Origin of the sequence: Bradyrhizobium sp. Pha-3 (assembly GCF_042258615.1) — a bacterium.
Lineage (GTDB): Bacteria > Pseudomonadota > Alphaproteobacteria > Rhizobiales > Xanthobacteraceae > Bradyrhizobium.
Genome location: NZ_CP170152.1, coordinates 3,480,314 through 3,504,689, shown reverse-complemented (window position 1 = coordinate 3,504,689; position 24,376 = coordinate 3,480,314). Strand labels below are relative to the sequence as shown.

General features: G+C 62.2%; 28 protein-coding genes. 9 read left to right on the top strand and 19 right to left on the bottom strand.

Annotation, left to right across the window (positions count from 1 at the left end):
* Positions 1–26: 26 nt before the first annotated feature.
* From ACE10Z_RS16400 to ACE10Z_RS16365, 8 genes are all read right to left on the bottom strand, one after another.
* Positions 27–731: an ABC transporter ATP-binding protein gene (locus ACE10Z_RS16400; RefSeq protein WP_375788841.1), complete on the bottom strand. Its 705-nt coding sequence runs from the start codon at positions 729–731 to the stop codon at positions 27–29.
* A 4-nt stretch (positions 732–735) separates the two neighbouring features.
* Entirely contained in the window at positions 736–1,506 is a 771-nt protein-coding gene (locus tag ACE10Z_RS16395) for an ABC transporter ATP-binding protein (protein WP_375789852.1), read from the bottom strand.
* Positions 1,503–2,489 (bottom strand): branched-chain amino acid ABC transporter permease, encoded by a 987-nt coding sequence (locus ACE10Z_RS16390; protein ID WP_375788840.1) that lies wholly within the window; start codon positions 2,487–2,489, stop codon positions 1,503–1,505. The genes ACE10Z_RS16395 and ACE10Z_RS16390 overlap by 4 nt, the downstream gene beginning before the upstream one ends.
* 9 nt (positions 2,490–2,498) lie before the next feature.
* Positions 2,499–3,383, bottom strand: coding sequence for a branched-chain amino acid ABC transporter permease (locus ACE10Z_RS16385; protein ID WP_375788839.1), 885 nt, complete (start codon positions 3,381–3,383; stop codon positions 2,499–2,501).
* Between the two features lie 54 nt (positions 3,384–3,437).
* On the bottom strand, positions 3,438–4,691 hold the full coding sequence (locus tag ACE10Z_RS16380; protein WP_375788838.1) for an ABC transporter substrate-binding protein: 1,254 nt from the start codon (positions 4,689–4,691) through the stop codon (positions 3,438–3,440).
* 68 nt (positions 4,692–4,759) lie between these two features.
* Positions 4,760–7,150 (bottom strand): xanthine dehydrogenase family protein molybdopterin-binding subunit, encoded by a 2,391-nt coding sequence (locus tag ACE10Z_RS16375; RefSeq protein ID WP_375789851.1) that lies wholly within the window; start codon positions 7,148–7,150, stop codon positions 4,760–4,762.
* A complete protein-coding gene (locus tag ACE10Z_RS16370; RefSeq protein ID WP_375788837.1) occupies positions 7,147–7,632 on the bottom strand; it encodes a (2Fe-2S)-binding protein in 486 nt (161 codons plus the stop codon). Before ACE10Z_RS16370 ends, ACE10Z_RS16375 begins: the two co-directional genes overlap by 4 nt.
* The gene (locus ACE10Z_RS16365) at positions 7,629–8,510 is read right to left on the bottom strand and encodes an FAD binding domain-containing protein (protein WP_375788836.1); all 882 of its coding nucleotides are present in this window, start codon (positions 8,508–8,510) and stop codon (positions 7,629–7,631) included. Before ACE10Z_RS16365 ends, ACE10Z_RS16370 begins: the two co-directional genes overlap by 4 nt.
* 168 nt (positions 8,511–8,678) lie before the next feature.
* Here ACE10Z_RS16365 and ACE10Z_RS16360 point away from each other — a divergent pair, with 168 nt between their 5' ends.
* On the top strand, positions 8,679–9,773 hold the full coding sequence (locus ACE10Z_RS16360; RefSeq protein WP_375788835.1) for an LLM class flavin-dependent oxidoreductase: 1,095 nt from the start codon (positions 8,679–8,681) through the stop codon (positions 9,771–9,773).
* Positions 9,774–9,789: 16 nt separating this feature from the next.
* On the top strand, positions 9,790–10,674 hold the full coding sequence (locus ACE10Z_RS16355; protein WP_375788834.1) for a polysaccharide deacetylase family protein: 885 nt from the start codon (positions 9,790–9,792) through the stop codon (positions 10,672–10,674).
* Here ACE10Z_RS16355 and ACE10Z_RS16350 read toward each other — a convergent pair.
* From ACE10Z_RS16350 to ACE10Z_RS16335, 4 genes are all read right to left on the bottom strand, one after another.
* Positions 10,671–11,357, bottom strand: coding sequence for a TetR/AcrR family transcriptional regulator (locus ACE10Z_RS16350; protein ID WP_375788833.1), 687 nt, complete (start codon positions 11,355–11,357; stop codon positions 10,671–10,673). The genes ACE10Z_RS16355 and ACE10Z_RS16350 overlap by 4 nt on opposite strands.
* On the bottom strand, positions 11,354–11,908 hold the full coding sequence (locus tag ACE10Z_RS16345; protein ID WP_375788832.1) for a flavin reductase family protein: 555 nt from the start codon (positions 11,906–11,908) through the stop codon (positions 11,354–11,356). Before ACE10Z_RS16345 ends, ACE10Z_RS16350 begins: the two co-directional genes overlap by 4 nt.
* Before the next feature lie 10 nt (positions 11,909–11,918).
* Positions 11,919–13,076, bottom strand: a complete 1,158-nt coding sequence (locus tag ACE10Z_RS16340) for an acyl-CoA dehydrogenase family protein (RefSeq protein ID WP_375789850.1) — start codon at positions 13,074–13,076, stop codon at positions 11,919–11,921.
* Between the two features lie 440 nt (positions 13,077–13,516).
* Positions 13,517–13,945, bottom strand: a complete 429-nt coding sequence (locus tag ACE10Z_RS16335; protein ID WP_375788831.1) for a GNAT family N-acetyltransferase — start codon at positions 13,943–13,945, stop codon at positions 13,517–13,519.
* 837 nt (positions 13,946–14,782) lie between these two features.
* Here ACE10Z_RS16335 and ACE10Z_RS16330 point away from each other — a divergent pair.
* Positions 14,783–14,968 (top strand): hypothetical protein, encoded by a 186-nt coding sequence (locus ACE10Z_RS16330; protein WP_173637755.1) that lies wholly within the window; start codon positions 14,783–14,785, stop codon positions 14,966–14,968.
* 88 nt (positions 14,969–15,056) lie between these two features.
* Here the strand turns inward: ACE10Z_RS16330 and ACE10Z_RS16325 are convergent, their stop codons facing one another.
* Complete coding sequence (locus tag ACE10Z_RS16325) at positions 15,057–15,359, bottom strand: hypothetical protein (RefSeq protein ID WP_375789849.1); 303 nt, start codon at positions 15,357–15,359, stop codon at positions 15,057–15,059.
* A gap of 195 nt (positions 15,360–15,554) precedes the next feature.
* On the opposite strand from ACE10Z_RS16325, the gene ACE10Z_RS16320 reads away from it, so the two are divergent.
* The gene (locus ACE10Z_RS16320) at positions 15,555–15,815 is read left to right on the top strand and encodes a hypothetical protein (RefSeq protein WP_375788830.1); all 261 of its coding nucleotides are present in this window, start codon (positions 15,555–15,557) and stop codon (positions 15,813–15,815) included.
* A gap of 28 nt (positions 15,816–15,843) precedes the next feature.
* On the opposite strand, the gene ACE10Z_RS16315 is transcribed toward ACE10Z_RS16320, so the two are convergent.
* A complete protein-coding gene (locus ACE10Z_RS16315; protein ID WP_375788829.1) occupies positions 15,844–16,197 on the bottom strand; it encodes a phasin in 354 nt (117 codons plus the stop codon).
* A 220-nt stretch (positions 16,198–16,417) separates the two neighbouring features.
* Here ACE10Z_RS16315 and ACE10Z_RS16310 point away from each other — a divergent pair, with 220 nt between their 5' ends.
* Positions 16,418–16,603, top strand: coding sequence for a hypothetical protein (locus tag ACE10Z_RS16310; RefSeq protein ID WP_223969053.1), 186 nt, complete (start codon positions 16,418–16,420; stop codon positions 16,601–16,603).
* An 11-nt stretch (positions 16,604–16,614) separates the two neighbouring features.
* Here ACE10Z_RS16310 and ACE10Z_RS16305 read toward each other — a convergent pair whose 3' ends face one another.
* The 3 genes from ACE10Z_RS16305 to ACE10Z_RS16295 all read right to left on the bottom strand — a co-directional run bounded on the left by ACE10Z_RS16305 (position 16,615) and on the right by ACE10Z_RS16295 (position 19,279).
* Positions 16,615–16,770: a hypothetical protein gene (locus tag ACE10Z_RS16305; protein ID WP_375788828.1), complete on the bottom strand. Its 156-nt coding sequence runs from the start codon at positions 16,768–16,770 to the stop codon at positions 16,615–16,617.
* A gap of 190 nt (positions 16,771–16,960) precedes the next feature.
* Positions 16,961–18,094, bottom strand: coding sequence for an alpha-hydroxy acid oxidase (locus ACE10Z_RS16300; protein WP_375788827.1), 1,134 nt, complete (start codon positions 18,092–18,094; stop codon positions 16,961–16,963).
* Between the two features lie 165 nt (positions 18,095–18,259).
* Positions 18,260–19,279: a GlxA family transcriptional regulator gene (locus ACE10Z_RS16295; protein WP_375788826.1), complete on the bottom strand. Its 1,020-nt coding sequence runs from the start codon at positions 19,277–19,279 to the stop codon at positions 18,260–18,262.
* Positions 19,280–19,342: 63 nt separating this feature from the next.
* On the opposite strand from ACE10Z_RS16295, the gene ACE10Z_RS16290 reads away from it, so the two are divergent.
* The 4 genes from ACE10Z_RS16290 (at position 19,343) to ACE10Z_RS16275 (ending at position 22,446) form a co-directional block, all read left to right on the top strand.
* The gene (locus ACE10Z_RS16290; RefSeq protein WP_375788825.1) at positions 19,343–20,056 is read left to right on the top strand and encodes a hypothetical protein; all 714 of its coding nucleotides are present in this window, start codon (positions 19,343–19,345) and stop codon (positions 20,054–20,056) included.
* Positions 20,056–21,348 carry an MFS transporter gene (locus ACE10Z_RS16285; protein WP_375788824.1) on the top strand — a complete coding sequence of 431 codons (1,293 nt, stop codon included), beginning with the start codon at positions 20,056–20,058 and terminating at the stop codon, positions 21,346–21,348. The genes ACE10Z_RS16290 and ACE10Z_RS16285 overlap by 1 nt, the downstream gene beginning before the upstream one ends.
* Positions 21,349–21,442: 94 nt before the next feature.
* Positions 21,443–22,129 carry a YqcI/YcgG family protein gene (locus ACE10Z_RS16280; RefSeq protein ID WP_375788823.1) on the top strand — a complete coding sequence of 229 codons (687 nt, stop codon included), beginning with the start codon at positions 21,443–21,445 and terminating at the stop codon, positions 22,127–22,129.
* Complete coding sequence (locus ACE10Z_RS16275; protein ID WP_375788822.1) at positions 22,126–22,446, top strand: cupin domain-containing protein; 321 nt, start codon at positions 22,126–22,128, stop codon at positions 22,444–22,446. The genes ACE10Z_RS16280 and ACE10Z_RS16275 overlap by 4 nt, the downstream gene beginning before the upstream one ends.
* A 23-nt stretch (positions 22,447–22,469) precedes the next feature.
* Here the strand turns inward: ACE10Z_RS16275 and ACE10Z_RS16270 are convergent, their stop codons facing one another.
* Entirely contained in the window at positions 22,470–22,652 is a 183-nt protein-coding gene (locus tag ACE10Z_RS16270; RefSeq protein WP_375788821.1) for a hypothetical protein, read from the bottom strand.
* 363 nt (positions 22,653–23,015) lie between these two features.
* Positions 23,016–24,278 (bottom strand): CaiB/BaiF CoA transferase family protein, encoded by a 1,263-nt coding sequence (locus ACE10Z_RS16265; protein ID WP_375789848.1) that lies wholly within the window; start codon positions 24,276–24,278, stop codon positions 23,016–23,018.
* Positions 24,279–24,376 lie beyond the last annotated feature (98 nt).

Here is a 24,376-nt window from a genome sequence, read left to right as displayed (position 1 = left end):
CGGAAGCGACGAACCCGGCAACCTGCTCACACCGAGCAGTAGCGTTCCTTGATCTCGTCGTCGGCGAGCAGCGCCTGCGCAGAGGCCTGGTGCACTACCGCCCCCTGGTCCAGCACGTAGGCACGATCGGCAATGCCGAGCGCGAGCTCGACGTTCTGCTCGACCAGCAGAACCGTCGTTCCCTGCGCCTTCATGCTACGAAACAGCTCGAACATCTCGTCGACCAGGACCGGCATGATGCCCTCCGACGGCTCATCCAGCATGATCAGATCGGGCTTGGCGATCATCGCCCGCGCGATCGCCAGCATCTGCTGCTCGCCGCCGGACATCGTGACCGCCTCCTGGTCCATGCGCTCGGCCAGCCGCGGGAAGATCACCGCCATCTCGTCGATCAGCTCGGCTTCCCGCTTCTTCTCCTTCGAGGCAACCAGCCCGAGCCGCAAATTCTCCCGCACGGTCAGCCCCTGCACAATCCGCCGCTCCTCCGGAACGTAGGCCAGTCCCAACGCGAACCGTACATGCGCCGGCTGGCGCAGCAGCTCTTCACCCTTGAAGGTCACCGAGCCGCGCGTCCGCCCCATCAATCCCATGATCGATTTGAGCGTCGTGGTCTTGCCGGCACCGTTGCGCCCGATCAGGCAAACGACCTCGCCTCGGGTCACCTCGATACTGATGTCCTGCAACGCGTGGCTTGCGCCATACCAGGCATTGAGCTTGCTGATCTGCAGCATCCCGTCAATGCTCCCGCTGGCCGAGGTAGACCCGCTTCACCGCCTCGTTCTGCCGGACCTCCTGCGGCGTTCCCTCGGCGAGCAGTTCTCCGTGGTGCAGCACGAGGATGCGATCGCTGATCCCGAGCACCAGCTTCATCTTGTGCTCGACGAGGATGACCGTGCGCTCCCTGGCGAGTTTCACGATCAGATCCATCATGGTCCGGGTCTCTTCAGGGCTCATGCCGGCCGTCGGCTCGTCCAGCAGCAACAAGCGGGGCTGGCTGGCAAGCGCCATACCGATCTCGAGTGCCCGCTGCTCGCCATGCGCCAACGTCTTGGCCGCACGTTCCCGGGATTCCCACAACCCGACAAGAGCGAGCAGTTCGTCCGCCCGCTCGATCAATTCGGTCAGGCGCGCACGGGGTCGCCAGATATCGTATCGCGACACCAGCGCCTGCAGACCGACGCGGATGTTCTCTCTTGTCGTAAGCTGCGGAAACACGCTGGTGATCTGGAAGGATTTCGCGATCCCCATATGCGCAAAGCGGTGTTGCGGCAGACCGGTCACATCCTTGCCCTCGAACTCGACGCTGCCTTTCGTCGGCGGAAAGGCGCCGCACAGCAGGTTGAAGTAGGTGCTCTTTCCGGCCCCGTTCGGACCAATAATGGAGGTGATCGCTCCCCTGGAAAACTCGGCCGAGATATTGTTCAGGGCGACAAACTTCCCGAACGTCTTGCCGACGCCCCTGGTGCGCAGAATGATCTCCCCTGCCTCGCCTACTGCGGCGCTCATCGTCTGCCCCGCGCGATCAGCGTGCCCCAGATACCCGCCGGGAAGAACAACACGCATGCAATGAAGATGGCTCCCACGATCAGTTGCCAGTGAACGGTCCACACCGAGACCACATTCTCCAGGACCAGGAAGACCGCAGCACCGATCATCGGCCCGAAGAACGTCCCCATGCCGCCCAAGAGAGCGATCATCACGACCAGGCCCGAGGTCTCGTAATGCAGGATCTCGATCGGAACGATCGACAGGTGCAAGGCCTGCAACGCACCCGCGAGGCCGCAGAAACCGCCTGACAGGACGAAGGTCAGCAATCGCGTCAGGGTCACGTCGTAGCCGGACGCGCGGGCACGCCCCTCGTTCTCGCGCACCGCCTCGATGACGGCACCAAAGGGCGACGCCAGAATGCGTGACATCACGAAGAACGCGGCGATCACAAAAGCCGCGATGACGTAGTAACGGGTCATCGGATTGATGAAATCGATCCGCAGGCCGAACAGATCGATGGTGCGGACGTTGATGCCGCGAAGGCCGTTCTCGCCGCCGGTCAAGTCAACCGCCTGGTAGAAAAGGTAGTAGACGCATTGCGACAGCGCCATGGTCACCATGGCGAAGTAGATGCCGCGGGTCCTGATCGCGAGCACGCCAATCAACAGCGCCATCAACAGGCCGCCGGCGATCCCCGTCGCGATCGCCGAATACCATGGCCAGCCGAAGTGCGCGATGGCGATGCCACAGAGGTAAGCACCGGTCCCGAACAGCGCCGCATGACCGAACGACAGGAGACCCAGATAACCAAACACGAGGTTGAACCCGAGGGCGTAGAGCCCGTAGATCAGGATGTTCACGGCCAGCGCCGTGAACGGCATCACCAGCGGAAAGACCAGGATGACCGCCGCGACAATGCTGGCGCGGTGCCGGGTCACGAACTCATACCAACCGCCCGCCGCGGTACGGGGCTGTTTGATCGATTGAGCGGTTTCGGTCATGCCGGGGGCTCAGCTCATCAATCCGGCGCGGCCGAAGAACCCTTGGGGACGAACGATCAGAACGACCGCCATCAAGGCAAAGATCGAAACCTTGGCCATTTCGGGTGCGAACAGCGAGGTCATACTGACCACCACACCAACCAGCAGGCCTGCCAGGACGGCGCCGCCGATCGATCCCATCCCTCCTACGACGGTCACGACGAAGGCTTCGGCGAGGATCGTACCGCCCATCTCCGGAATGACGCCTTGAAGCGGCGCGGCCAACAGGCCGGCAAAGCCCGCGATCGCGGTACCTATGCCAAACACGATCAACCAGACCTTGGAAACATCGACCCCAAGAACACGGACGATCTCCGGATCGCGCGCCCCGGCGCGGATGATCAGCCCGAAGCTGGTCTTTTCCAGAAACAGCCAGAGCGCCAGCAGCACGACGGCCGTCGCGCCTATCACGAACAGGCGGTAGAGCGGGAAATAGCCGACACCGATATCGACGGCGCCCTGCAGCACTTCGGGCGTGTCGAAAGGATAGCCGGTCTTGCCAAAGGCGATGCGGACGCATTCGACCATCACGTAGCTGAGCCCGAAGGTCAGCAGCAGCGGATAGTCGATGCCGCGGCCGTAAAGCGGCCGGATCAGCACGCGCTCGACGGCAAGGCCGAACAGGCCGATTGCGATCGGCACAGCCACGAGGCAGATCCAGAAATTGCCTCCGATCGAGATCAGATAGAGCCCGACATAGGCGCCGACCATGTAGAACGCGCCATGGGCGAAGTTGACGACCGTCAACATCCCGAAGATCAGCGATAGCCCAATCGCAAACAGCACGTAGATGGCGCCGAGCGCCAACCCGGCAAACAGTTGCAGCGCAATCAGGTCAAAGCTCAGGCCCGCCATTTGTCCCCCTCAGCACGGCGCGCACCGACCCGCGGCGCACGCCGTCGCACGAGCTCAGCTCTTGTGCCCGAGCGCCTCGCAGGTGCGCAGGTTCTTCTCGTTGGGCTCTTCGGTCGACAGGACCTCGAACACATCGGACTCGTTCTTCATGTCCTTGGACTTCGACTTGATCACGAGCACCGATTGCACCGACTGGTGATCGCATTTCCGATAGTATTGTGGCCCCTTGTAGTAGTCGTACTTCAGCGCTTCCAATGCAGCGACGACCTTGTCGGTCTCGACGCTGCCGGCGCCCTTGACCGCCTCCAGCACCGTCCGAACACCGCCATAGCCGAGCGCACCGTAGTCGGTGGGCAGCTTGCCGTCGTACATCTTGCGGAACGCATCGTTGAATGCCTTGGTCGAGGCGAATTTGTCCTCGATGCCCCAGTAGAACGAACAGCCGCCGACGACGCCTTCGAATGCCTGGGGGCCAGCCGCGACGCGGCTGGCATGCGAGAGCAGCGGCGCGATGATCTGGATTGATTTCTTGATGCCAAAGTCGGTTGCCTGCTTCAGTGCGATCTGCTGGTCCCGGCCGAAATTGCTGATGCACAGAATATCGGGCTTCAGCGCCTGGAGACGCGGCAGCAGGGTGGAGAAGTCGGTCGTTCCCAGCGGATGGCGGACGTCGCCGAGGTTCTCGATGTTGAACTCCTTGCCGATCTCGAGGAAGCCGCGAACCATCTCGTGACCGTAGGCGTAATCCGCCGTGAGAAACGCAACCTTCTTGCCGAATTTGGCGAAGGCATAGCGGCCGACCGCGCCTGACGTCATGTGCGGGTTCAGCGCTTCGTGGAATGTGTACCTGCTGAAGTCGGCCGCCTCGTTGATGGCGTCGGACTGGCTGATCGAATTGAAGATGACGCCGCGCTCCTTGGTGACGTTGTTGATCGCGAGCTGAACCGCGGCCGACAGACTGCCGACGACGAAATTCACCTTCTCCTTCTCGACCAGCTCCAACGTCCGCGTCGCCGCCTCACCGGGATTGAGCTTGTCGTCGCGCACGACGAGCTCGGCCTTGCGGCCGTTCAGACCGCCCGCATCGTTGAACTGGGCAACGGCGAGCTGCCCCGCCCGCACCTGGTCCTGAGCCTCGGCGCCATACGGACCGGTCAAAGGAACGGGGAAGCCGATCTTGATGGGCGCTTCCTCGGCCTGGAGCAGATTGATGCGAAAAGGTGAGACGGCGAGAGCGGCGCCGGCGCTTGCCGTCGTCAGCAGACGACGCCGCGATATCGATCCAGCTTTGGTGACCTTGCTCGTCATGACTATTCCTCCCCAAGAACTGTCTGTGTTTTGCTTATCGTATTGTCTTTGCCCGGAACGTCTCCACCTCAGATTCGCCCCAAGGCCGTCAGGATAACCTGAGGCGTGAGCGGAATCTCGGTAATTGTTGCGCCGAACGGCCGCAGCGCGTCGTTGACGGCGTTGGCAACAGCAGCTGCCGCGCCGGCCGTACCTGCCTCGCCCGCTCCCTTGGCCCCCAGCTCCGATTCCTGCGTTGGAGACACGACGTGGCCAACCTCGATATCGGGCATCTCGCCGGACATCGGGACCAGGTAGTCCGCCATGTTGGCGTTGGTCAGCTGGCCGCGCTCGTCATAGATGCATTTCTCGAATAGCGCCGCGCCGAGCCCTTGCACGACCCCACCCCGGATCTGCTCGTCGACCAGTTGCGGGTTGATGATGGTGCCGCAGTCTTCGACAACCCAATGCTTCAGCAGCGTCACGAACCCGGTCTCGGTATCGACCTCAAGCCATGAGGCCTGAACCCCGTTGGTGAACGCGAAGGGATACTGGCGCGGCACGAAATGGCGGGTTGCCATCAGTTCGGGCTGGATGCCCGGCGGCAGGGTGTCCGGCCGAAAATATACGATCCGCGCCAACTCGCTCAGCTCGATGCGTGACGCACCGTCGTCGGCACTGACGATGCTGTTGTTGACAATATCGAGCCCGGCCGGCGTCGATTGCAGGACGGCCGCGGCGACATCCAGAATATTCCGGCGCAGAGCCTTGGCGGCCTGCAACGCGGCTTCACCGCCGATGCCGGCGCCGCGCGAGGCCCAAGTGCCGCCACCATAGGGCGTGTTGTCGGTGTCGCCCAGGATCACTCGGACCCGTTCCATCGAAACGCCCAGCACACTGCCCACGATCTGGGCAGTCAGCGACTCCGAGCCCTGCCCCTGCTCCGTGATGCTGGTCTGGCAGATCACCGAGCCTTGCGCGTCGAGCCGAACCGCGACGCCATCCTGCGACGAGATTTTCGCGCCGCCGACGCCGTAGAAGGCAGCGCTGGGATTGGTCACCTCGATGAAGCTGGCGATTCCGATGCCCCGGTGAATATTTCTGCCGCGCAATGCCGCTTGCTCGGCACGCAAGGCGGCGTAATCCATCATCTGCAGTAGCTTGGCCAGCGAGGCGTGATGCGAAAGCTGCTCGAATTTCATGCCCGAGGGTGATGCACAAGGATAGGCATCGTCGGCGATCAAGTTGCGCCGGCGGATCTCGATGGGGTCCATGCCGATCTTCGCTGCGGCAAGGTCGACCAGGCCTTCGGTGACCGAACAGGCAATCGGGTGTCCGACCGCCCGGTACTGACACATCACGTTCTTGTTCTGGAAGACGACCCGCGCTCGCGCCCGATAGTTCGCCGTGACATACGGCCCGCCAACCAGATTGACCACCTGATTGGCCTCGATGGCGCTGGTGCGTGGATACATCGAATAGGGACCGATCCCTGTGAGGTCGTCTATCTCGAAGGCCGTGATGGTGCCGTCCGGCCTTATGCCGATCCGGCCCCTGCATCGATGATCGCGGGCATGAATGTCCGTGTTGAAGCTCTCGACACGATCAGCCACGAACTTGATCGGCCGCCGTAACAGCTTGGACAGCGCATAGGTCGCCATTTCGTCGGCGTAGATATGAACCTTGATCCCGAACGAGCCGCCGACATCCTTGCAGACTACCCGGACCTGCGCCTCCCTTAGCCCGAGATGCAGGGCCGCGATATTCTGCACCATGTGGGGTGCCTGCGTGCCCTGATAGATCGTGAGCCGTGCCTCGGCTGCATTCCAGTCGGCCACCACCGCCCGCGGTTCAAGCGTCACGCCGGTGTGGCGCCCGAACACGAAGTCGGCCTCGACCACCTCAGAATTCGATAATGCTTGGTCGACATCGCCAGCATCAAGCGTCCGCTCAAAGGCGAGATTGTCGCCGAGCGAGGCGTGAATAACTGGCGTTGACGGATCGAGCGCAGTGCGCATGTCCGTGACTGCCTCGAGCTCCTCGTAGTCGACGACAACATGCTCCATCGCATCTTCGGCTGCGGCACGGCTGGTTGCCACAATCGCGGCAACAGCCTCACCCTGCCAGCAGGCCCGGTCGACCGCGATCGCGTGCTGCGGCGCCGACTTCAATCCCTTCAGATGCGAGAGCACACCGACCCACGGCGTGATGACATCCTCCAGCTCGCGGCCGGTGATGATGGAAACGACACCAGGCATGCGCCGTGCGGCGTCGGCGTCGATTGCGACAATTCTGGCGTGGGCATAGGGCGACCGCAGGAAAACCACGTGCGCCATCCGCGGCAATTCCAGGTCACTGACGTATTGTCCGCGCCCTTGCAGCAACCGGTCGAGGTTCGGCCGTGGCACCGTCTTGCCGATATAGGAATTCGGACGATCCAGCACCGAGAGTGTCTCTGCTGGCGTACGGATCACCGTCATGCGCGCCGCTCCGCGCGCGTCTTGGCTGTCGCCTCCACCGCATCCACGATGGCTTGATAGCCGGTGCAGCGGCAATAATTGCCGGAAAGATGTTCGCGGATCGCTTGGCGATCGGGCACGGGCAGATGCTTCAGCAGATCCTGCGCCGTCATCAGCATCCCAGGCGTGCAATAGCCGCACTGCAATGCATTGCGTTCGCGAAATGCCGCCTGAAGGTCGGCGATTTCGCCGCTGTCGGACAGCCCCTCGATTGTCTCGACCGACGAGCCCTGCGCCTGGACCGCCAGCATCAGACAAGAGCGGACGATCTCGCCATCGATCCGGACCGTACAGGCACCACAAACGCCATGCTCGCAACCGACATGGGTTCCGGTCAGCTTCAGATTTTCCCTGAGGAAGTCAGCGAGATTGAGACGCGGCAAGACAAACGCATCGATGGGCTCGCCGTTGACCAGCAGTGAGACCGGCACCGGAGCGCTCACCTGGTCACTCCCGCTTCCAGTTCGGGCCGCGCCAACAACCTGGCCACGCAGCGCCGGAGCAAGACTGTGGCGAGGTGTCGTCGCATCGCCGGGCTCGCCTGCTGGTCTTCCTGTGGATCGAGTTCATCGGCCAGCGCTGTCGCAGCTTCTGCAAGTAACGCAGGGGTCACGGATGCATTGATCAACCTGCTTGCACTCGCAGCCAACAGGGGCCGGTCGCCAACCGCAAAGAAGCCGAGCCGAAGATCAGTGAACCTGCCAGTAGCAACAACAGCACGTGCGGCAAGACCAACGACGGCGTAGTCACCATGTCGCCGGGCATACTCCTGAAAGAAAAATGTCGAGCCCGGGGCCGCCACTGGCAGCTCGATCGCGACAAGCAATTCGCCCGGCGACAGCGCCGTTTCGTAGATGCCCTTGAAAAACTCGGTCGCGGCAATCCGGCGCTCGCCCGTCGGGCCGCGAACAACGATCATGGCGTCAAGCGCGATAACACAGGCCGGCAGCTCCGATGCCGGATCGGCATGCGCAAGGCTGCCGCCTATCGTTCCGCGATTGCGAATAGCGGGATGAGCAATGTGGGCAACGGCATCCCGCAACAGCGGCGCGTGCAGCGCAATCTCCGGCGACCTGAGCAGGTCGACATGCCGCGTCAGCGCGCCAACGACCAGCACGCCTGCCCTCACGGCAATGCCACGCAACTCGGCAAGGCCGCCGATATCGACCAGAATGTCGGGGGAGATGAGCCGCAGGTTCATCGCCGGCATCAGGCTCTGGCCACCCGACAGAACCTTCGCCTTGTCGCCATGCGCGGCAAGCAACTCCAACGCATTCACGACGCTGGTCGCACGGGCGTAGGCGAAAGCCGCAGCTTTCATGTGGGCGTGGCCTCCCGGCCCAATTTTTGTTTGCCAGATTAGAGGGCCGCCCCCTTCAAACGTCAAGCTTGTTTATCGAGTGATTATTTGTACGGCAGGGCTTGTCTTCGCCTTGGGAAGGCCGCAGGTTCCTTGCCAACTAAAGTTCAACGTGCAGGGAGGCGGATGATGAAGCTCGGATTCTTTACGATGCCGATCCATCCTCTCGAAAAGGATTGGCGGCAATCGCTCCGCGAGGATCGGGAGGCCTTCCTGCTCGCGGACGAGCTCGGGTTCACGGAGGCGTATGTCGGCGAGCATGTCACCGACAAAGCCGAGAATATCACCTCCAGCATTGCGTTCATTGCCTGGCTCGCAGCCGCAACCAAGCAGATCAAGCTTGGAACCGGCACCATCAACATGCCGAACACTCATCCGGCCACGGTCGCCGCATCCGTCGCCATGCTCGATCACATGCTCGATGGCCGCTTCATACTCGGAATAAGCCCCGGCGGATTGCTGTCCGACGCGGAGGTTTTCGGCAATCTCGATGCCGACCGGAATGCCATGTTCCTCGAGGCGATCAATCTGGTTCTCGACATCTGGGCAGGCAAGCCGCCCTATGATTTGCAGGGCAGCTATTGGAATGTCTCGGTCCAGCGAACCCTGATCGAGGACATTGGCCAGGGATTGATAGCCCGCCCATTGCAAACGCCTCACCCGCCGATCGTGGTGACCGCGGTCGCCCCGTTCTCAAAAGGCGTCACGGAAGCCGCTGCGCGCGGCTGGGATCCGATCTCGGCGAACTTCCTGATGCCTGCCTGGGTGAAGAGCCACTGGCCAAAGTACGTCGAAGGTTGCAAGCGCGTGAACCGGGTAGCCGACCCCGCCAATTGGCGCGTCGCCAAGAGCGTGTTCGTGGCAAAGGACGCAGCAACGGCGAAGGCCTATGCCACGTCGCCCGATAGCCCCTACGTGTACTATTATCACCAGCTGTTCACGAAGCTGAAGCGGAGCGGCCGGCTCGAACTGTTCAAGACGCGGCGGGATCAACCAGACTCGGAGGTCACCCTCGAGTCGATCTGTGACAAGCTGATCATCTACGGCACGCCCGAAAGCGTAGCCGATCAACTGCTGGCGTTGCAGGAGGAGATCGGCTCCTTCGGAACCTTGCTCTATGCCGGCAAAGACTGGAAGGATCGCGAGCTTGGCCGCCAATCGATGATCCTGATGGCCGAAAAGGTCTTGCCGCGCATCAACGCCGCCGCCGGATCATCCGCGTGACCAAGGGAGTTTCGACGTGGCTTTCACTGATCGCATTCCGTACCAGGCTCAGGTCGACAGACCGAAACTGACATTGCCTGATGGCAAGAAGCTTGCTGTCTGGGTCATCCTCAATGTCGAGGAATGGCGTATCGAAAATGCGATGCCGCGCACTGTGCTGAGCCCACCGATGGGCCAGCCGCTGCTGCCCGACGTGCCGAACTGGTCGTGGCATGAATATGGGATGCGCGCCGGCTTCTGGCGGCAATTCAAAGCCCTCACCGACCGAAAGATACCGGTGACGCTGGCCGCGAATGCCAACGTCTGCAACAGCTATCCACGCGTCGCGTCCGCGGCGCGCGAGGCAGGCTTCGAATTCATGGGGCATGGGTTCGTGCAGGGCCCAATGCACAAGGTCGAGAACCAAGCAGATGCGATCAAGCGGGCTGTCGACACGATCGCCGCATTTACCGGCAAGCCGCCGCGATCGTGGGAAAGCCCCGGCCTGACCGAGACCGAAGAAACACTCGACCTCCTGCGCCTCAACGGGATCGAATACGTGGCCGATTGGGTGATCGACGATCTTCCTCAGGACATCGCGACACCGCACGGAACTGTGACGACGATTCCCTATTCCGTCGAGACGAACGACATTGTCATTCACGCGCTACAGCACCTGCCCTCGGAACAGTTCCTGACGCGTTGCACCGACCAGTTCGATCGGCTGTATCTCGAAGGCGCAGAGAACGCGCGGATCATGGCGATCTCGGTGCATCCTTACATCACGGGGGTACCACATCGAATCAAATATCTGGAGGCCCTGCTCGACTACGTCATCGGTCACGATGGCGTAGCGCTGATGACGGCGAGTGAAATCGGAGACTGGTATCGCGGCCAGATGGGAACAAAGCAGCCGGCTTAGCCGACGGCCTTGATCGGCGCCCGCCGACGATCGGTTGCCCCCTCCGCCATCCTCTCAAACCCCGCCAGAAAAAGATCCAGCGCATCACTGATCATCTGCGCCTTGTCCTCGAGGACGGGCGCTTCGTAGATGTACTTGCGTACACCGTAGTAGAAGATGCCGCCGTGAAACACCCAGGCCAGCTCCAGTTCGGCCGCACTGGGCCTGGTCTGCGTCGCGAGGCCGGCGTCGTGGCGGCATTCCCTGAGGATGCGTGTCAGGATCTTGTCCTTGACCATGCCGACGTACCAACGATTGATATCGAGACCCTTCAGGCCGGAGTAGAGATAGATCCTCAGCCATTTGCGGTTGAAGATCGCATCCGTATAGACTTCGTAGAATTCTTGCAGCCGCACGCGAAGCGGACGCGACCGGTCCGAGAGCAATTTCTCCCAGCCTATTTCAAGGGGCTCGAGATAGACCTTGCGGTAGACCTCCTTGATGAGATCGTCCTTGCTCGGAAAATAGCGATAGAGCAATGGTTGCGTCACACCGAGCCTGCGGGCGAGGGCACGCGTGCCGCCGCCGAATCCCTGCTCCGCAAAAAGCTCTGTCGCCTTGCTGACGAATTCACTGCGACGATCGTCGGCCGACAGCCGCCTCTGCTTGGCACGCGTTCGCTTGACCGGCGTCTTTCGATTCATGATGCGTTGCCGCCATCGTCGGCCAGGAACCGGCCAAAACCTCCCTGCGCGAACAGCAGCGGATTGTTCCGGTTATAGGCGTAGGCCTCCACCGCCCCAAGGAAAATGACGTGATCGCCGCCGTAGTAGCGGTTGGCAGCCCGGCATTGGAAATTTGCGACCACGTCGGCAAGCACAGGAGCGTTCCCGAGACCTGGTGACCAACTCACACCGGCGAATTTGTCACCCGACGATCTGGCAAACTTTGTCGCCAGCGTCTGCTGCGACGCGTCAAGAACGTTGACCGTGAAATGGCTGGCATTCTGGAAGATCGGCAGTCCCTGCGAAAACATCCCCAGGCTCCACAACACGAGTGGGGGATTGAGCGACACCGACGCAAAGGAATTGCAAGTGATTCCGTACGGACGTCCTTCGGCCGACATCGCGGTGACGATCGTCACACCGGTCGCAAACATACCGAGGGCATTGCGGAAGTCACGGGGATCGATCGTCGAGCTGTCGCTTGCGAGTTCACTGGCCGGGTCCGGCGGATGTTTGGGTGAGTCAGACATCCGGCTCGCCTCAAAGTGTAAGGTTTTCAGACGGCAACCCAAGAGCTACCCGCCCATAGTTGGTGCCAGCCGCGTCGAAATTGAAGGCGAGATGCGAGTTCACTGCATGCGCATCGCGAAACTGGCGCTGCAGTGCTCCCGAGGTGAACAGGCTGCGCGCCCCGCTCGCTGCAAACAGAAGAGAAACGGCTTCAGTGCACAAATTGACCGCGAACGCGCCATCGCGCCGCAGCTTCGTCTTCGCCGCAATGCTGGGGATATCACCACGCCTGACCTCTGCAAGCACGTCAACGCAGTTCGTGCGCATGATCAGCCGTGCGGCATCTATCTTCGCAGAAGCCTCGGCGATCTTGATCTGTGTACTCTGCAGGTCGCCGAGCTTGGCCCGGTTATATGTCGAGGCACGGTGTCGCGCGATCTCGACGTAATCATCAAGGCAAGCCTGGGCATTTCCCAGACCGACCCCAGACAGCACATAAGGGAACAACGAGAAAACGGGAAGCATGTAGAGCGCGTTCGGATTGACGACACTGCCTGGCGTTGCGCCCCCCGCAAGATCGCTGACGGCAACCGTCATGTGCTCGGCAACGAATGCGTCAGTTACTCGCACATCGTTAGATCCTGTTCCGCGCAGACCTGCCGCGTTCCAGGTGTCCTCGATGCTGTAGTCCCGTCTGTTCAACAGGAAGAGCCGATACTCGACGCCGTCGGCCTCATCATCCGAGGCAACCACGCTCGCGAGCATGTTCCACCCGGACGCTTCCACCCCAGATGAGAACGGCCAATGACCGCTCAGCAAATAACCGCCACTTGTCTTCCTGGCCCGTCCTGCCGGGAAAACAAAGGAAGACGCGATCAGCGTTTCGGGACTCTCGCCCCACACGGCGCTCTGCGCCTCGGGCGCGAACATACCCAGCATCCAGTGGTGGCTCGCAAGATTGGCAAAATTCCAGGAAACCGAGGCATCGCCCTGCCCGAGGGCGTCGGCGCAGTCGACCAGCGCAACATAGTCGAGCTCGCTGCCCCCGACCCGTTTGGGCTGCAGGATTCGGAACAGCCCACTATCGTGCAGATCCCGCTCGGTCTCGGGCGGCAAACGGCGCAGTTCTTCGGTCCGCGCCGCCCGTTCGCGCAAAGCCGGCGCCAGCGCTCGGGCTCGTGCGACCATGAGCGAATAATGATCCCGATCAGACCCTGGCGGCACCTTGGTGTCGAGCCCGCGGCCAACCTCAACCATGGTCTCTTCCTTCGTTCGATCTCCGAAACATTCGCGCGACGGGTCGTTCGGTTCAGTTTATCGGGCGATCACCAGAGATCAAGACGCGCAAGCCTCCGTCCGGCGAATTCAAGGCACAGAACTCTCAACTGCCGCCACCGGGCGTCCAGTGACGGGAACGCTCTCAGCCATGTTTCGTCCGCGCCGGACGCGGCACTCTAGCATTCTCCCGCCCAAGATTCGATGCGTGGCCAAGCTCCGGCCAACGACCGCGGCTTGCCGAAGGGTGCGGCCTTGCGAACCAGAAACGCCAAAAAGCCCGGCGGCCATTGGACCACCGGGCGCTCCACGTCGTCGAACTGTCGGCATTGGTCAGATCCACCTCGCAGGGTCTAGACGAGCTCCTTCCGCCAATACAGCGTGTGCTGCCATGCCCAGGGCGAGGCCGGTTCGAAGAGCCGATACCCCTGCCGGATAAAGTTGTTGGCCGAGAAACGATTGTCGGTCGTATCCGAGACGATCGCTTTCCAGCCGGACCGTCGCGCGCGCGCTTCCAGCGCGCGAGTGAGCCGCACTTGCAGCCCGTGGCCGCAGTGCGGCATCACGACGCCAACGCGGCACAGATATCCGGCGTTGGCGACATGGGTTGACGGAACGACGCCCGCGAATGCAATCGGCTTCAGCCCACGGAATGCAATCCACCAATACCCCTGTTCGAAGTCGGGCACACGAGTCCCATCGCAGAAAGTCAGCTGATGAAGCTCGGCGAGTGCATCCGCGACCTCCTCGTCCTGCGGATCAACCTCGCGTATCCTGTACATTCTTCGCACCTCAAGATTCTATTGTCCGCCAATGCACACTCGGTTCTCCAGCCTGGAGAGAGATGCGCCCGCTCCGGCTGCAACACGAATTACTTTCCGAGCGTGGCTTTGATCCCCAACCAAACCGCGCCGAGAACGCCGGTAGCGATCACGGTGATCACTGCCTTGAAAGTATAGCTTGGCAGTCATGCAAACCTCGTTGATCGGCCGTCAGCGCGCGATGCGGCCATCGAATGAATGTGCGGCAGATCGCGCAGCGGGCGGCGATCTTTGGGGCGCGAACCTTATCCCTGACGAGTGGGGCCGCGGGCGGCGCCGGCTTTCGCCGCGCCGCAGGACCGGCGCGTTCGCGCGCACCGGCCAATTTCGTGCTCGTTTCAATGGGTTCGGACGGCGGCTCGCTTGCGACGCTCAGGCGACGGGCTGGGAGGATGTGGCGTCGTGACGTTGCGGCCGCCGTCCGATTGGCGAAACGGCAAACAAAAAGCCCGCCGCGGATTGCTCCGCGCGGGCTCAACAATTTCTGATTTTCGGATTATGCCCCTGAGTTGCCCGACGTGTCAAACGTTTTTGCGAACTGAATGCGATCGGTAAAATGTGATGCGTCGGCTTCGACGGCGGGAAACCGCTTTGACCGAAACTCTGCGCCTGATCCGGAATCGCAACACGAGCCGGCGCCGATCGGCCGTATGCTTGTTGCGATGATGTCAGTGTGCCGCTGAGTTGCCCGACGCGTCAAGCGGACAAGCGGCTCACAACATTTGGATCGACATCAGGACAGTTTTGGCTCGCGTCGGTCGACCCGCGCCGCAGTTTGATTGCAAGGAGGAAGCGCCGATGTATTTCGTTGCTGCCGTGCTCGCGGTCCTGTCCGGTCTGTTCTATGCAGCGGGCCATCATGAGATCGGCTCGATCGGTGCCACCATGTGCCAGTATGGCGGTATCTTCTGCGACAGTCCGGTGCTGGTGCTCGTCGGCGCCGGGTTCGCTGCGGCGTGGGGCATGCTCGTCAGCGTGCGCTGATCGTCCCGCGATATTTCGACTATAGCTTTGTGCCGCTGATTTGCCCGACGAGTCAATTCCTGCACTTTGGGTCAAGAACGCCCCGCATCTATTGCGGTGTGCTCGGATTTGCCGGCTGAGCGGGCTTTGGACCGGGTGGATCAGGCTCAATCGGTGTCTTGGGCCCGGTCGGTATCACCTTTGCTCCGGCCGCACGTGCCGCCTCGCCGGTCGTTGAGTAGTTGGCGGAAGCGGCCGGCTGCACGTTCGGCTTGCTCCACGGACCGTGGTCGACCATCAGCATGCCCAGCACGCCGAGGATCGCAACCAGGGCCGCGATCAACAGCGGCGTTCCGCCGTGCCGATTGCGGTGCTTGACCGAACGGCCATCCGATATGCCATGCGCCTGCATTGTCATCATCGTCTCCTCCACGGAAATAAACCGCGACCGGCGCGTAAGTTTCCGGTTCCCCGATGTGAAAGCGAGGCATGTCGGTGGAACCAATCCCCAGCTGCTGAATTTCCCCGATATGTGGCCGTCGCCACGCGCACGCGCGGATAGCCGGGGTAACGGCCACTCGCCCTTAGTGAAATCGCGGGACGACACATGAGCTCCGAAACACCCGAGTCTCCGCTTCAGCCCACACTCGGTGAGCGGGCGATCGACACCGCGACGGACGTCTCGCGTACCATCACGGAGGTGTCCGACGGACTTCGAGCGGCGGCCGATCGCCTCAGCGACGCGATCGCAACCTCGCGCCGGCCGGGCGGAGCCCTCGCCACCGTGAGCGCGGTCACGCGCGAAGCGCCGCTCGCGAGCCTGTTTGTCGCGTTTCTGCTCGGCGTTGCTGCAGCGCGCCGACGCTAGGCGTCGACCCGCCCGGAGGTGGCCCGCCCTAGAACTTGCCCTTCGCGGCGTCCTTGGTTGCGGACATCACGCTTCCGCTGATCTGCCGCATATGTTCGCCGGCGTTGGTGAACTGGCTGCGCAGAAATTCCGACTGGATCCGCATCGCCTCCTGCAGATCGGTCGCGTGCACGAGCTTGCGCGCGTGCTCGAACGCCGCCTTCATGTTCTGCTCGGTGAACGACAGCGCCTGTTTGGAAATCTCGGTCCCGGTGCCCGGCATCGACGTCATCGACTTGCTCGCGGCATCAAAGAACAGGCTGAAGGCCTTCTCGGCCTGGTCGATGGTCTTTTCCGCCAGATCGCGCAACTCGGCGGGAACTTCAAGCTTCGGCTCAATCATGATCGCGCCCCCTGAAATAAGCGTCTGCCGAGGTTAGCATAGATTGTGACGGCGTGAGCGCCGTATCGTCAAACCATGAGAGGCCCACTCGTTCCTGCACCCGAGGAAAATTTACCTAGCAGCACCGCAGACCGATTCCAATCATGTCAGCACTGTGGCATAGTGATTCGACCTCGTCGTTGGTCGCGTTCGCGTCTCTTGTGGGGAATAAGGGGATCCGATGCTGCGCGCCATTCGTCCAACACCGACCTGCACTCGCTTCAAGACCAGCATAGAGATGCCGTGCATGAAGTGCGGCACGCAAATGCGCCTTGCCTTGATCGAGCCGCGCGACCAAGTCTACGACGTGCTGACCTATCAGTGCGCACCCTGCAATTCCGGCGAAAGCTTCCTGAACGCACGCTAGGCTCGGCCCGTTCAGTCGTTCAGCACCGCGGCCCCCGCCTCCGTCAGCTCGGGCTCGTCGTCATAGAGTTGGACCAGACCGAGTTCGGTGAGGACGCGCAAATCCTCGTCACTGACCGGCGACAATTTGAGCCGGCCGGCCTGGATATCGCGGAGAGTCCAGCGCAAGGCGATCGCGCGTTCAAGTGAAAATTCAGCGAATGGATTATTTGCCATTCGCCTCGACTAGTGCGGCATTTGGATCAGACTTTGTCGTTGCCGCGGCAGCTTCATGGACACCACAGATTGACGGCGAACCGGCGCGATCGAGATGCCCGGCGTTCCGATCGCGTTATCGCTCCTTGCGTCTCGCTGCGGCTCAATAGCGGTAGGGGTCGATATCGAGCAGCGGGAATGCGCTGAACACGCTCGGCAGATTGGTCGGCGTCGCCGGATGCAGATAGGACTTGTCCAGTCCGGCGAAGCTGGTGACGCCGAGCAGCCCGAGGCAGCGGATCACCTCGTCCTCCAGCAATTCCAGCATCCGGACGATGCCTGCCTCGCCGGCCGCGGCGAGCGCCCAGCATTGCAGACGGCCGATCCCGACAAGGTCGGCCCCCGAGACGATGGCCTTGACGATATCAGTGCCGCGGCAGATCGAGCCGTCGACCATGATCTTGGCACGGCCGGCGACGGCCTGAACGATCTCGGGCAGGGCATGCATGGACCCACGGCCGTGGTCGAGCTGACGTCCGCCGTGATTTGAGACGTAGATCCAGTCGACGCCGTGATCGAGGGCGATCCTCGCGTCTTCGGCGGTGGCGATTCCCTTGAGGATGAGCGGAATCTTGAACTTGTCCTTGATCAACTTCACCGTCCGCCATTCCAGCCCCTTCTGGAAATCGCCGCCGGTGGCGCGGATCCGGCTTTCGCGCACATAGCGCTTGGCGATATCGCGCTCACGGCGGCTGTAATGGGCCGTGTCCACGGTGAGGCAGAACGCGGCGTAACCATTGTCGATGGTGCGGCTGACCGTATCCTCGACGAACGCATCGTCCCCGCGCACATAGAGCTGGAAGATGCGCAAGGCGTCAGGCGCCGCCTTGGCGGTGTTCTCCAGCCCTGGCTCCGACACCGAGCTCAGCATATGCGCCGCGCCGAACGTTCCGGCTCCGCGCGCGACGGCTGCGCCCGCCTCCGGATCGAAGATCTCGAGCGCGCCGACCGGGGCGATCATCACGGGAAGCCGGAGCTTGCGGCCGAAGACCTCGGTGGATGGATCCACATTGATGACATTGCGCAGCACGCGCGGCCGGAACGCGATCTCGTCGAGCGCCATCCTGTTGCGGCGCATCGTGGTCTCGGTTTCCGAGGCACCGACGATGTAGTCCCAGGCGTTCTGGTTCAGCCTGGCGCGGGCCTTTTGCGCGAATTCGTGCAGGTTCTGGAATTCCTCGCCGCTGGCGCCGAGTTCGACATTGCGCGCCTGCTGAATGGGGGTCCCGTCATTCATGGTCGTTTCTTCTCCCGATTTGGCCGGCACATTAGCCGCAGACAAACCGGAAAAGCTACCACCTTGACCGACGAATCCGGCCAGCGAAGGCCAGCTATTCGCTTGTGAGATAGATCGGATTTCGACACGAAGCGGCCGCCTCCGAACTGAGCCGCCCGATGCGAGCTAGCTGCCCGAAAACCGGTTTCTGTACTCGGTCGGCGACACGCCGAGGTGGCGCAGGAAGGCCCGCCGCATTCGTTCGTCATCGCCAAACCCCGCGCGCTTGGCGACCTCGACCACGCCGCCGATCTGGCGGCTTTCGAGCAGCAAGCGCGCGGTCTCAACGCGCAGCGCCTCGACGCCGCTAGCAGGTGTCATACCGGTGCGGCTGACATAGGTCCGGGCAAAGGTGCGCGGCGTCATCCCGGCCCTTTCCGCGAGAGTCTCGACCTTGAGGTCGCTCGTGATGTTCTCGATGATCCAGGCATGCAGCGCGCTGAAGCGTCCCTCGACGTCCGACGCCTGGGCCGCAAGGACGGTCGAGAACTGGCTCTGACCGCCCGGCCGCTTCAGAAACACCACAAGTCTGCGCGCGACATCGAGCGCGATGGTGTGGCCGAAATCCTCCTCGATCATCGCGAGCGCCAGATCGATGCCGGCGCTGACACCCGCCGACGACCAGACATGTCCGTCCTTGACGAAAATCGCGTTGGGCTCGACCCGGATGTCGGGAAAGCTGTCCTGCAAACGCGGACAATAGCGCCAGTGCGTTGCAGCACGCTTGCCGTCCAGAATCCCGGTCCAGGCCAAAGCAAATGCGCCGAGGCAGACTGATGCGATACGGCGCGCCTTCGGCAGCGCCTCCGCAATCCAGTTCATCAACTCGGCGTCGTTGCGGATCTTCCAGATACCGGGCCCCCCGGGGATCACCAGCGTGTCGACCTCGGCGGGCGCAACACTCGCGATCGGCGCCGTGTCAATCATCATCCCGACATCGGTCGGCACCAAGCCGCCTGAAGTCGACAGGTAGGATAGCGAATAGTCCGGCCCGGGCAGTTCGATCGCCTCCAGCTCCGCGAACACCTGAGCCGGCCCCGAGATGTCAAGCAAGGTCACGCCCGGAAAGGCAACGATCGCGATCCGCCGCGTCGCTTTCTTGTCGCGCGGCTCTGGCCGGGGCGGCTTGGCAGTTTTCGAGGGCATATTGTCCTTTAAGCCATTCGAGGCTGCCCTGTATAGCTTGCAATGGAATTCTGGAGTTCTGCCATGTCGCGAAATCTGGGCAGCGGATACGAGGCGATCAAATCGCCTTGGGCGGATTACGCGATCTACAGTCTACCCGATGCCTCCCGGATCGAAGCCTGCGACCGCCAGCCGCTGATGGACGCCATGAACGGCATCATCGCCGTCAACTGGCAGGCCACCGAGCCGCACTGGACGGCAACCTCCTCGCCCTTCGACCAGAAGTACAGCCTGATCCTCGTCTATGACGGCTCCGGCCTCGTGGCCTTCTCGGTCTACCGCATCCTGCAGATGTCCGCCGGACTTGGAATCTATCGCAGCGGGACAGAAGTACTCCCGGCGCATCAGGGCCGCGGCCTCTACGGCTTCTTTACGGCGGAAGTTCTGAAGTGCTCGGGCGCCGCCGAGAGGGCCGACGGCAACGTGCTCTACGGCTGGCGGACCCGTAATCCGATCGTCTGGGCAGCGAACGCTAAAATTTGCGAAAAAGTGACTCCATCGTTGCTCGATGATGCGCGGGACCCGGCGTTGCAGGCGGCCTGTGTCGAGATGTGCACCTCGCTCTATCCGGGCAAGCCGCTCGAACTGCCCGACATGATCATGCGGGGCGCTTACGGCCATATTAAGCACCATCGGCAGGCCTATCGTGGCACCGCATCGCTGGTCGATGCCGCGATGTCGCGGAAGATTCCGAATTCAGCGGATGCCCTGTTCTCCGTAGGTTACGCGAGGGTGTGATGTCGATGCTCGGACAACAAGCCGTTTACGCCCCGACGTCGCGCTTCACCGACCGCGCCTATCTCGCCTGGACCGCAGTGGCCATCGCCTACGCCATCGCCTTCCTGCAGCGGGTGTCACCGCAATCGGTAAGCCTCAGTTTCATGCGCGACTTCAATACCGATGCGGCCGGTGTAGCGATGCTCGCTTCGAGCTATTTCTGGGGCTACACCTTGATGCAGATTCCGGCCGGCCTGCTGGTCGATCGTTACGGCGTCAAGCGCGTCGTCCTCCTCAGCATGATCGCCTCGTCGCTCGGCAGCGCGGCGTTCGCGCTGGCGCCGAACCTGCTCGACGTTTTTGCTGCGCGCCTGATTGTCGCCTGCGGCGATGCGCTGGTCTTCACGGCACTCCTGAAGCTCGTGGCACAAAGCTTCGCTGACGAGCGGTTCGGCATGATGTCGGGCATCTCGCAGGTCTCCGGCTATGTCGGAGGCGTGATCGCGACCACGCCGCTCGCAGCAGCCGTCTCAGGGTTCGGCTGGCGGGCCTGCTTCCTGTTCATCGCCTGCATTGGTCTCGCCAACCTCGCCTTCGCCAAGCTCGCGCTCAAGCCTGATCCGGCATCGCACAGCAACAAGACGCTGAAGGGCGTCGCGATCGCTGCGCGGCAGTCGCTCGCCCATATCGCGAACTGGGGTTGTGCGATGACGTTCGCGTCGCACTTCGCGGTCGTGACGACGCTGTCGGGCGTCTGGGGCATTCCGATGGTCGCCCACTTCTTCCATATCTCCCCGACGGCCGCCGGTACGCCGCTGCTCGCCTTCATGATCGGCAATGCGCTCGGCTCGACCTTCCTCGGTCACGCCGCCGATCGTGCCGCTGCGGCGCTCGACCGCGCATTGGTCGGCATTTGCGTATTGCGCATGCTGCTGATCGCGATGCTGCTGCCGCAGGTCGCCCGAACATTTGGTCTCGCCTACGTCACCGTCGTGTTCACGGCCTTGGGGCTCGTCGCCGGCGGCACCGTCCCGCTGGTGCTGAAATGCGTGAAGAAGCTCTACACCTCCGACCTGATCGGTGTCGGCGCTTCGGTGAACACCACTGCTGCCGGGATCTTCGCCGGCGTCTCGCAGCCGATCATCGGCTTTGCGATGCTTGCCGCCAGCAACGCCTCCGGAACCGACGCCGTGCACAACACGGCCGCGATCGGCGACGGCGGTTACAGCGCCTTGATCGTCATTCTGCTTCTCATGTCGCTGCCGGGCATTGCCGGGCCGCTATTGATGAGAAGCAAGTTGATAGCTCGTTAGCGTCGTTATGAGTGTAGGGGGTGTTATGCAGCGCTTGTTCTTGAGAAAAGGCGAAGTCGCGTCAAACTTTCCGGTCAGCAGCTGGCAAAGCGTGATGTTCTCCGAGTTTGAAGCGCAGATGAGCAGCGAGGCAAGGCCGTTCCCTTGCGTGTTCGGGGTGACCGGACATCGCCAGGATCAGCTCCGCTATCTTTTCCTCGATCCGTATGACGTGGCGGTGCTCGGCGAGCAGCTCGCACAATATGTTTCGGAGGCGCGCTCGTTCGGTCCCAACACCTCGTTGATCGTGTTCACGCGGCCCCGCCCCGTGCAAACGCTCGACGCCTATTACCGCAAGATGTGGCTGACGCTCGACCAGCTCGCACGCCTGGACAAGAACCCGTGGCCGTCAGACATTCCGGAGCAGATCGACCATCCAATGTGGGAGTTCTCGTTCGCGGGCGAGCCGATCTTCGTCGTGTGCACGACGCCGGCCCATGTGATGCGCCAGAGCCGCCGATCCAGCGCCTTCATGCTCACGTTCCAGCCGCGCTGGGTGTTCGACAAGATCCTCGGGACGGAAAAGGCGGCGACCGCCGCGTTCGCCGAGGTGCGCAAGCGCCTGATCCCGTACGACAGCGCGAGCCCCTCTCCGCTTCTTGGCCGCTACGGCGCGACCGATGGCCGCGAATATCTGCAGTACTTTCTGCACGACGACAACAATGCGAGCGGAGGCTGTCCCTTTGCCAAGCTCGCGCAGAACAAGACGCCAGCTATCGCGAACAAGGAACAGGCAGCATGACCCAGATCATCGCGGGCACGAAGACTGAATTTGCCATCGATCCGGAGATCCTGAACCTGCTCCCGGCGCAGGGATCCGTCGAGCTGCAGCATGATGCAGCCGGCAAGGTGCATCACTTCCATACCCATCCGGTCGATGAAATCCTGATGATCATCAGCGGCCGGTTGAACTTCATCTGGGACGGCGGTGAGCGGATCGTCGGTGCCGGCGATACCATCCTGCTGCCTGCCGGCACCCGGCATCAATCCGAAGCGCTCGAGGGCGGTGCAATCTACGTGATCGCGACACAGCCGCCGGCGAGGCCAATGAACAACTGACGTCCAGGAAAAACGCGAACACCTCAGGACAGTGAGGGATCGCGCGGCGGCTCAACCGCCAAACGTTCGACCAGCTCGATGACCTCGGAACGCTGCTCGGGCGCAAGTCGAAGGAAAGCCTTCAACAATCGCAGGCTTTCCAGTGTCTCGCTCGATGGAGCTCCGAGCTTGTTCTGCAGCTCTGCAACGTATGTGGGATTTTTCATCTCGCACCTTAAGTGAGGATTACGAATGGCATACCCAGGTAAACGTGAAGGCTTGGCCCAGAAGGTCGACACCGCAGCGCAAGAGGCCGAACGCCTTGGCCTGACCACGGCAACCCTCATACTCCGGATGGCCCGTCTCGAGATTGATCGGGCGGAGCCCGAGGAAGTTGAAAGTATGCCAAGGAACAACTTGCGCAGCAAGCCGAACTGAGGTCCCGAACGGGCCAGTTCCGGGTCGAGGGCCGCCGGCACGCGGTGGACGCCCGTGACGTCTGAACGACGTCTTGCGAGGCGAGAGGCTTCCCTCTCGCCTCAGGTCAGGTGGTTGGCGCGTATCTGATTTTTTTGGTTCAGGCCAAACGGCTAGCCGGTGTTGCCTGGCTTGCCGAACGCGCCCGCCTCGGCCAAAGCGGCGATGCGGCGGTCGTCGTAGCCAAGCGTCTTGCTCAACACGTCCCGGGTGTGCTGACCGAGCAGCGGAGCCGCAACGGGATCGACCGTTGGCGTCAGGCTCATATTGACCGGCGACTCGATGTTCGGAACAGAGCCGGCGGTCGGATGCGCGATCTTGCTCAGGCGATGACGATCGCGCACCTCGGGTGCGTTGAAGCCTTCCTCGACCGTACGAAGATAGCCAACCGGAATATTGGCCTTCTTCATCTTTGCCATCCAGTGCTCGAGCGTGTCGCTCGCAAACACACTGGCAATGATGGCGCGCAGCTTCTCCTTGTTGGCGGTCCGCGCCTTGCGGTGAGCAAACTCAGGGTCGGTGACGAGATCGGGGCGTTCGAGCACGTCGGTGACAAGCCGGCGATAGAGCCGGTCGTTGGCGCAGGCCATATAGAGCGGCCCGTCGGAGGCCCGGTAGACGCCGACGGTCGGCGAACCGTTCGGTGAGTTGCCGAAACGGCCGGGGTTGTCGCCATTGATGAGATAGGCCATGCCGTAGAAGCCGGTCATCGACACCGCGGTGTCGATCAACGCAACCTCGACCTGCTGCCCGCGTCCGAGCCGGTCCCTCGCAATCAAGGCGAGCAGGATGGCGTTGCAGGCCGACAGACCGGTTGCCAGGTCCACGATCGGTGGCCCGGTGCGCACCGGTTCGCCATCCGGAAAGCCGTTGAGCGACATGAAGCCGCTTTCGGCCTGCGTAATCGGGTCGAAGCCCGGGCGAAGCGCGAAATCGCCCTTGCGGCCATAGGCGGAGATCGAGCAATAGATCAACCGCGGATTGGTCGGCGCCACCGACGCATAATCGAGGCCAAATTTCTTCATCACGCCGCCGGAGAAATTCTCGACCACGACGTCTGCCTTGGCAATCAACGCGCGCGCGACTTCAAGCGCGGCCGGATTGTTGAAATCGAGCGCGATCCCGCGCTTGTTGCGGTTGAGGCTCAGATACGCTGCGCTTTCCCCGCCAATTTCAGCGTGCTCATAGGCACGCGTGTCGTCCCCACCGTCCGGATTCTCGATCTTGATGACCTCGGCCCCGAAGTCGGCCAGCGTTTGCGTGCAGGCCGGGCCGGCGACGACGCGGGTGAAGTCGACCACCAGCAGGCCATCGAGCGCCGTCGGAACTCCCTCCCCGCGCGGCGCGCGCCCTGGCAATTCTGGTTTGGTCATGATCTGACGCTTCCTCTGTTATTTTGTCAGGTGAAATACGACGGCCCCTGCCAGGACCGGCACTGCCTGCCTTTTAGCGGAAGGGCGTCACCAAAACCAAA

Coding starts and splice junctions, on each gene's coding strand:
- ACE10Z_RS16400 (WP_375788841.1), bottom strand. CDS start 731: ATGCTGCAGATCAGCAAGCTCAATGCCTGGTATGGCGCAAGCCACGCG.
- ACE10Z_RS16350 (WP_375788833.1), bottom strand. CDS start 11,357: ATGAATCGAAAGACGCCGGTCAAGCGAACGCGTGCCAAGCAGAGGCGG.
- ACE10Z_RS16365 (WP_375788836.1), bottom strand. CDS start 8,510: ATGAAAGCTGCGGCTTTCGCCTACGCCCGTGCGACCAGCGTCGTGAAT.
- ACE10Z_RS16380 (WP_375788838.1), bottom strand. CDS start 4,691: ATGACGAGCAAGGTCACCAAAGCTGGATCGATATCGCGGCGTCGTCTG.
- ACE10Z_RS16375 (WP_375789851.1), bottom strand. CDS start 7,150: ATGACGGTGATCCGTACGCCAGCAGAGACACTCTCGGTGCTGGATCGT.
- ACE10Z_RS16385 (WP_375788839.1), bottom strand. CDS start 3,383: ATGGCGGGCCTGAGCTTTGACCTGATTGCGCTGCAACTGTTTGCCGGG.
- ACE10Z_RS16395 (WP_375789852.1), bottom strand. CDS start 1,506: ATGAGCGCCGCAGTAGGCGAGGCAGGGGAGATCATTCTGCGCACCAGG.
- ACE10Z_RS16295 (WP_375788826.1), bottom strand. CDS start 19,279: ATGCCCTCGAAAACTGCCAAGCCGCCCCGGCCAGAGCCGCGCGACAAG.
- ACE10Z_RS16280 (WP_375788823.1), top strand. CDS start 21,443: ATGTTCTCCGAGTTTGAAGCGCAGATGAGCAGCGAGGCAAGGCCGTTC.
- ACE10Z_RS16335 (WP_375788831.1), bottom strand. CDS start 13,945: ATGTACAGGATACGCGAGGTTGATCCGCAGGACGAGGAGGTCGCGGAT.
- ACE10Z_RS16275 (WP_375788822.1), top strand. CDS start 22,126: ATGACCCAGATCATCGCGGGCACGAAGACTGAATTTGCCATCGATCCG.
- ACE10Z_RS16300 (WP_375788827.1), bottom strand. CDS start 18,094: ATGAATGACGGGACCCCCATTCAGCAGGCGCGCAATGTCGAACTCGGC.
- ACE10Z_RS16360 (WP_375788835.1), top strand. CDS start 8,679: ATGAAGCTCGGATTCTTTACGATGCCGATCCATCCTCTCGAAAAGGAT.
- ACE10Z_RS16340 (WP_375789850.1), bottom strand. CDS start 13,076: ATGGTCGCACGAGCCCGAGCGCTGGCGCCGGCTTTGCGCGAACGGGCG.
- ACE10Z_RS16325 (WP_375789849.1), bottom strand. CDS start 15,359: ATGCAGGCGCATGGCATATCGGATGGCCGTTCGGTCAAGCACCGCAAT.
- ACE10Z_RS16315 (WP_375788829.1), bottom strand. CDS start 16,197: ATGATTGAGCCGAAGCTTGAAGTTCCCGCCGAGTTGCGCGATCTGGCG.
- ACE10Z_RS16390 (WP_375788840.1), bottom strand. CDS start 2,489: ATGACCGAAACCGCTCAATCGATCAAACAGCCCCGTACCGCGGCGGGC.
- ACE10Z_RS16320 (WP_375788830.1), top strand. CDS start 15,555: ATGAGCTCCGAAACACCCGAGTCTCCGCTTCAGCCCACACTCGGTGAG.
- ACE10Z_RS16270 (WP_375788821.1), bottom strand. CDS start 22,652: ATGAAAAATCCCACATACGTTGCAGAGCTGCAGAACAAGCTCGGAGCT.
- ACE10Z_RS16345 (WP_375788832.1), bottom strand. CDS start 11,908: ATGTCTGACTCACCCAAACATCCGCCGGACCCGGCCAGTGAACTCGCA.
- ACE10Z_RS16310 (WP_223969053.1), top strand. CDS start 16,418: ATGCTGCGCGCCATTCGTCCAACACCGACCTGCACTCGCTTCAAGACC.
- ACE10Z_RS16285 (WP_375788824.1), top strand. CDS start 20,056: ATGTCGATGCTCGGACAACAAGCCGTTTACGCCCCGACGTCGCGCTTC.
- ACE10Z_RS16330 (WP_173637755.1), top strand. CDS start 14,783: ATGTATTTCGTTGCTGCCGTGCTCGCGGTCCTGTCCGGTCTGTTCTAT.
- ACE10Z_RS16290 (WP_375788825.1), top strand. CDS start 19,343: ATGTCGCGAAATCTGGGCAGCGGATACGAGGCGATCAAATCGCCTTGG.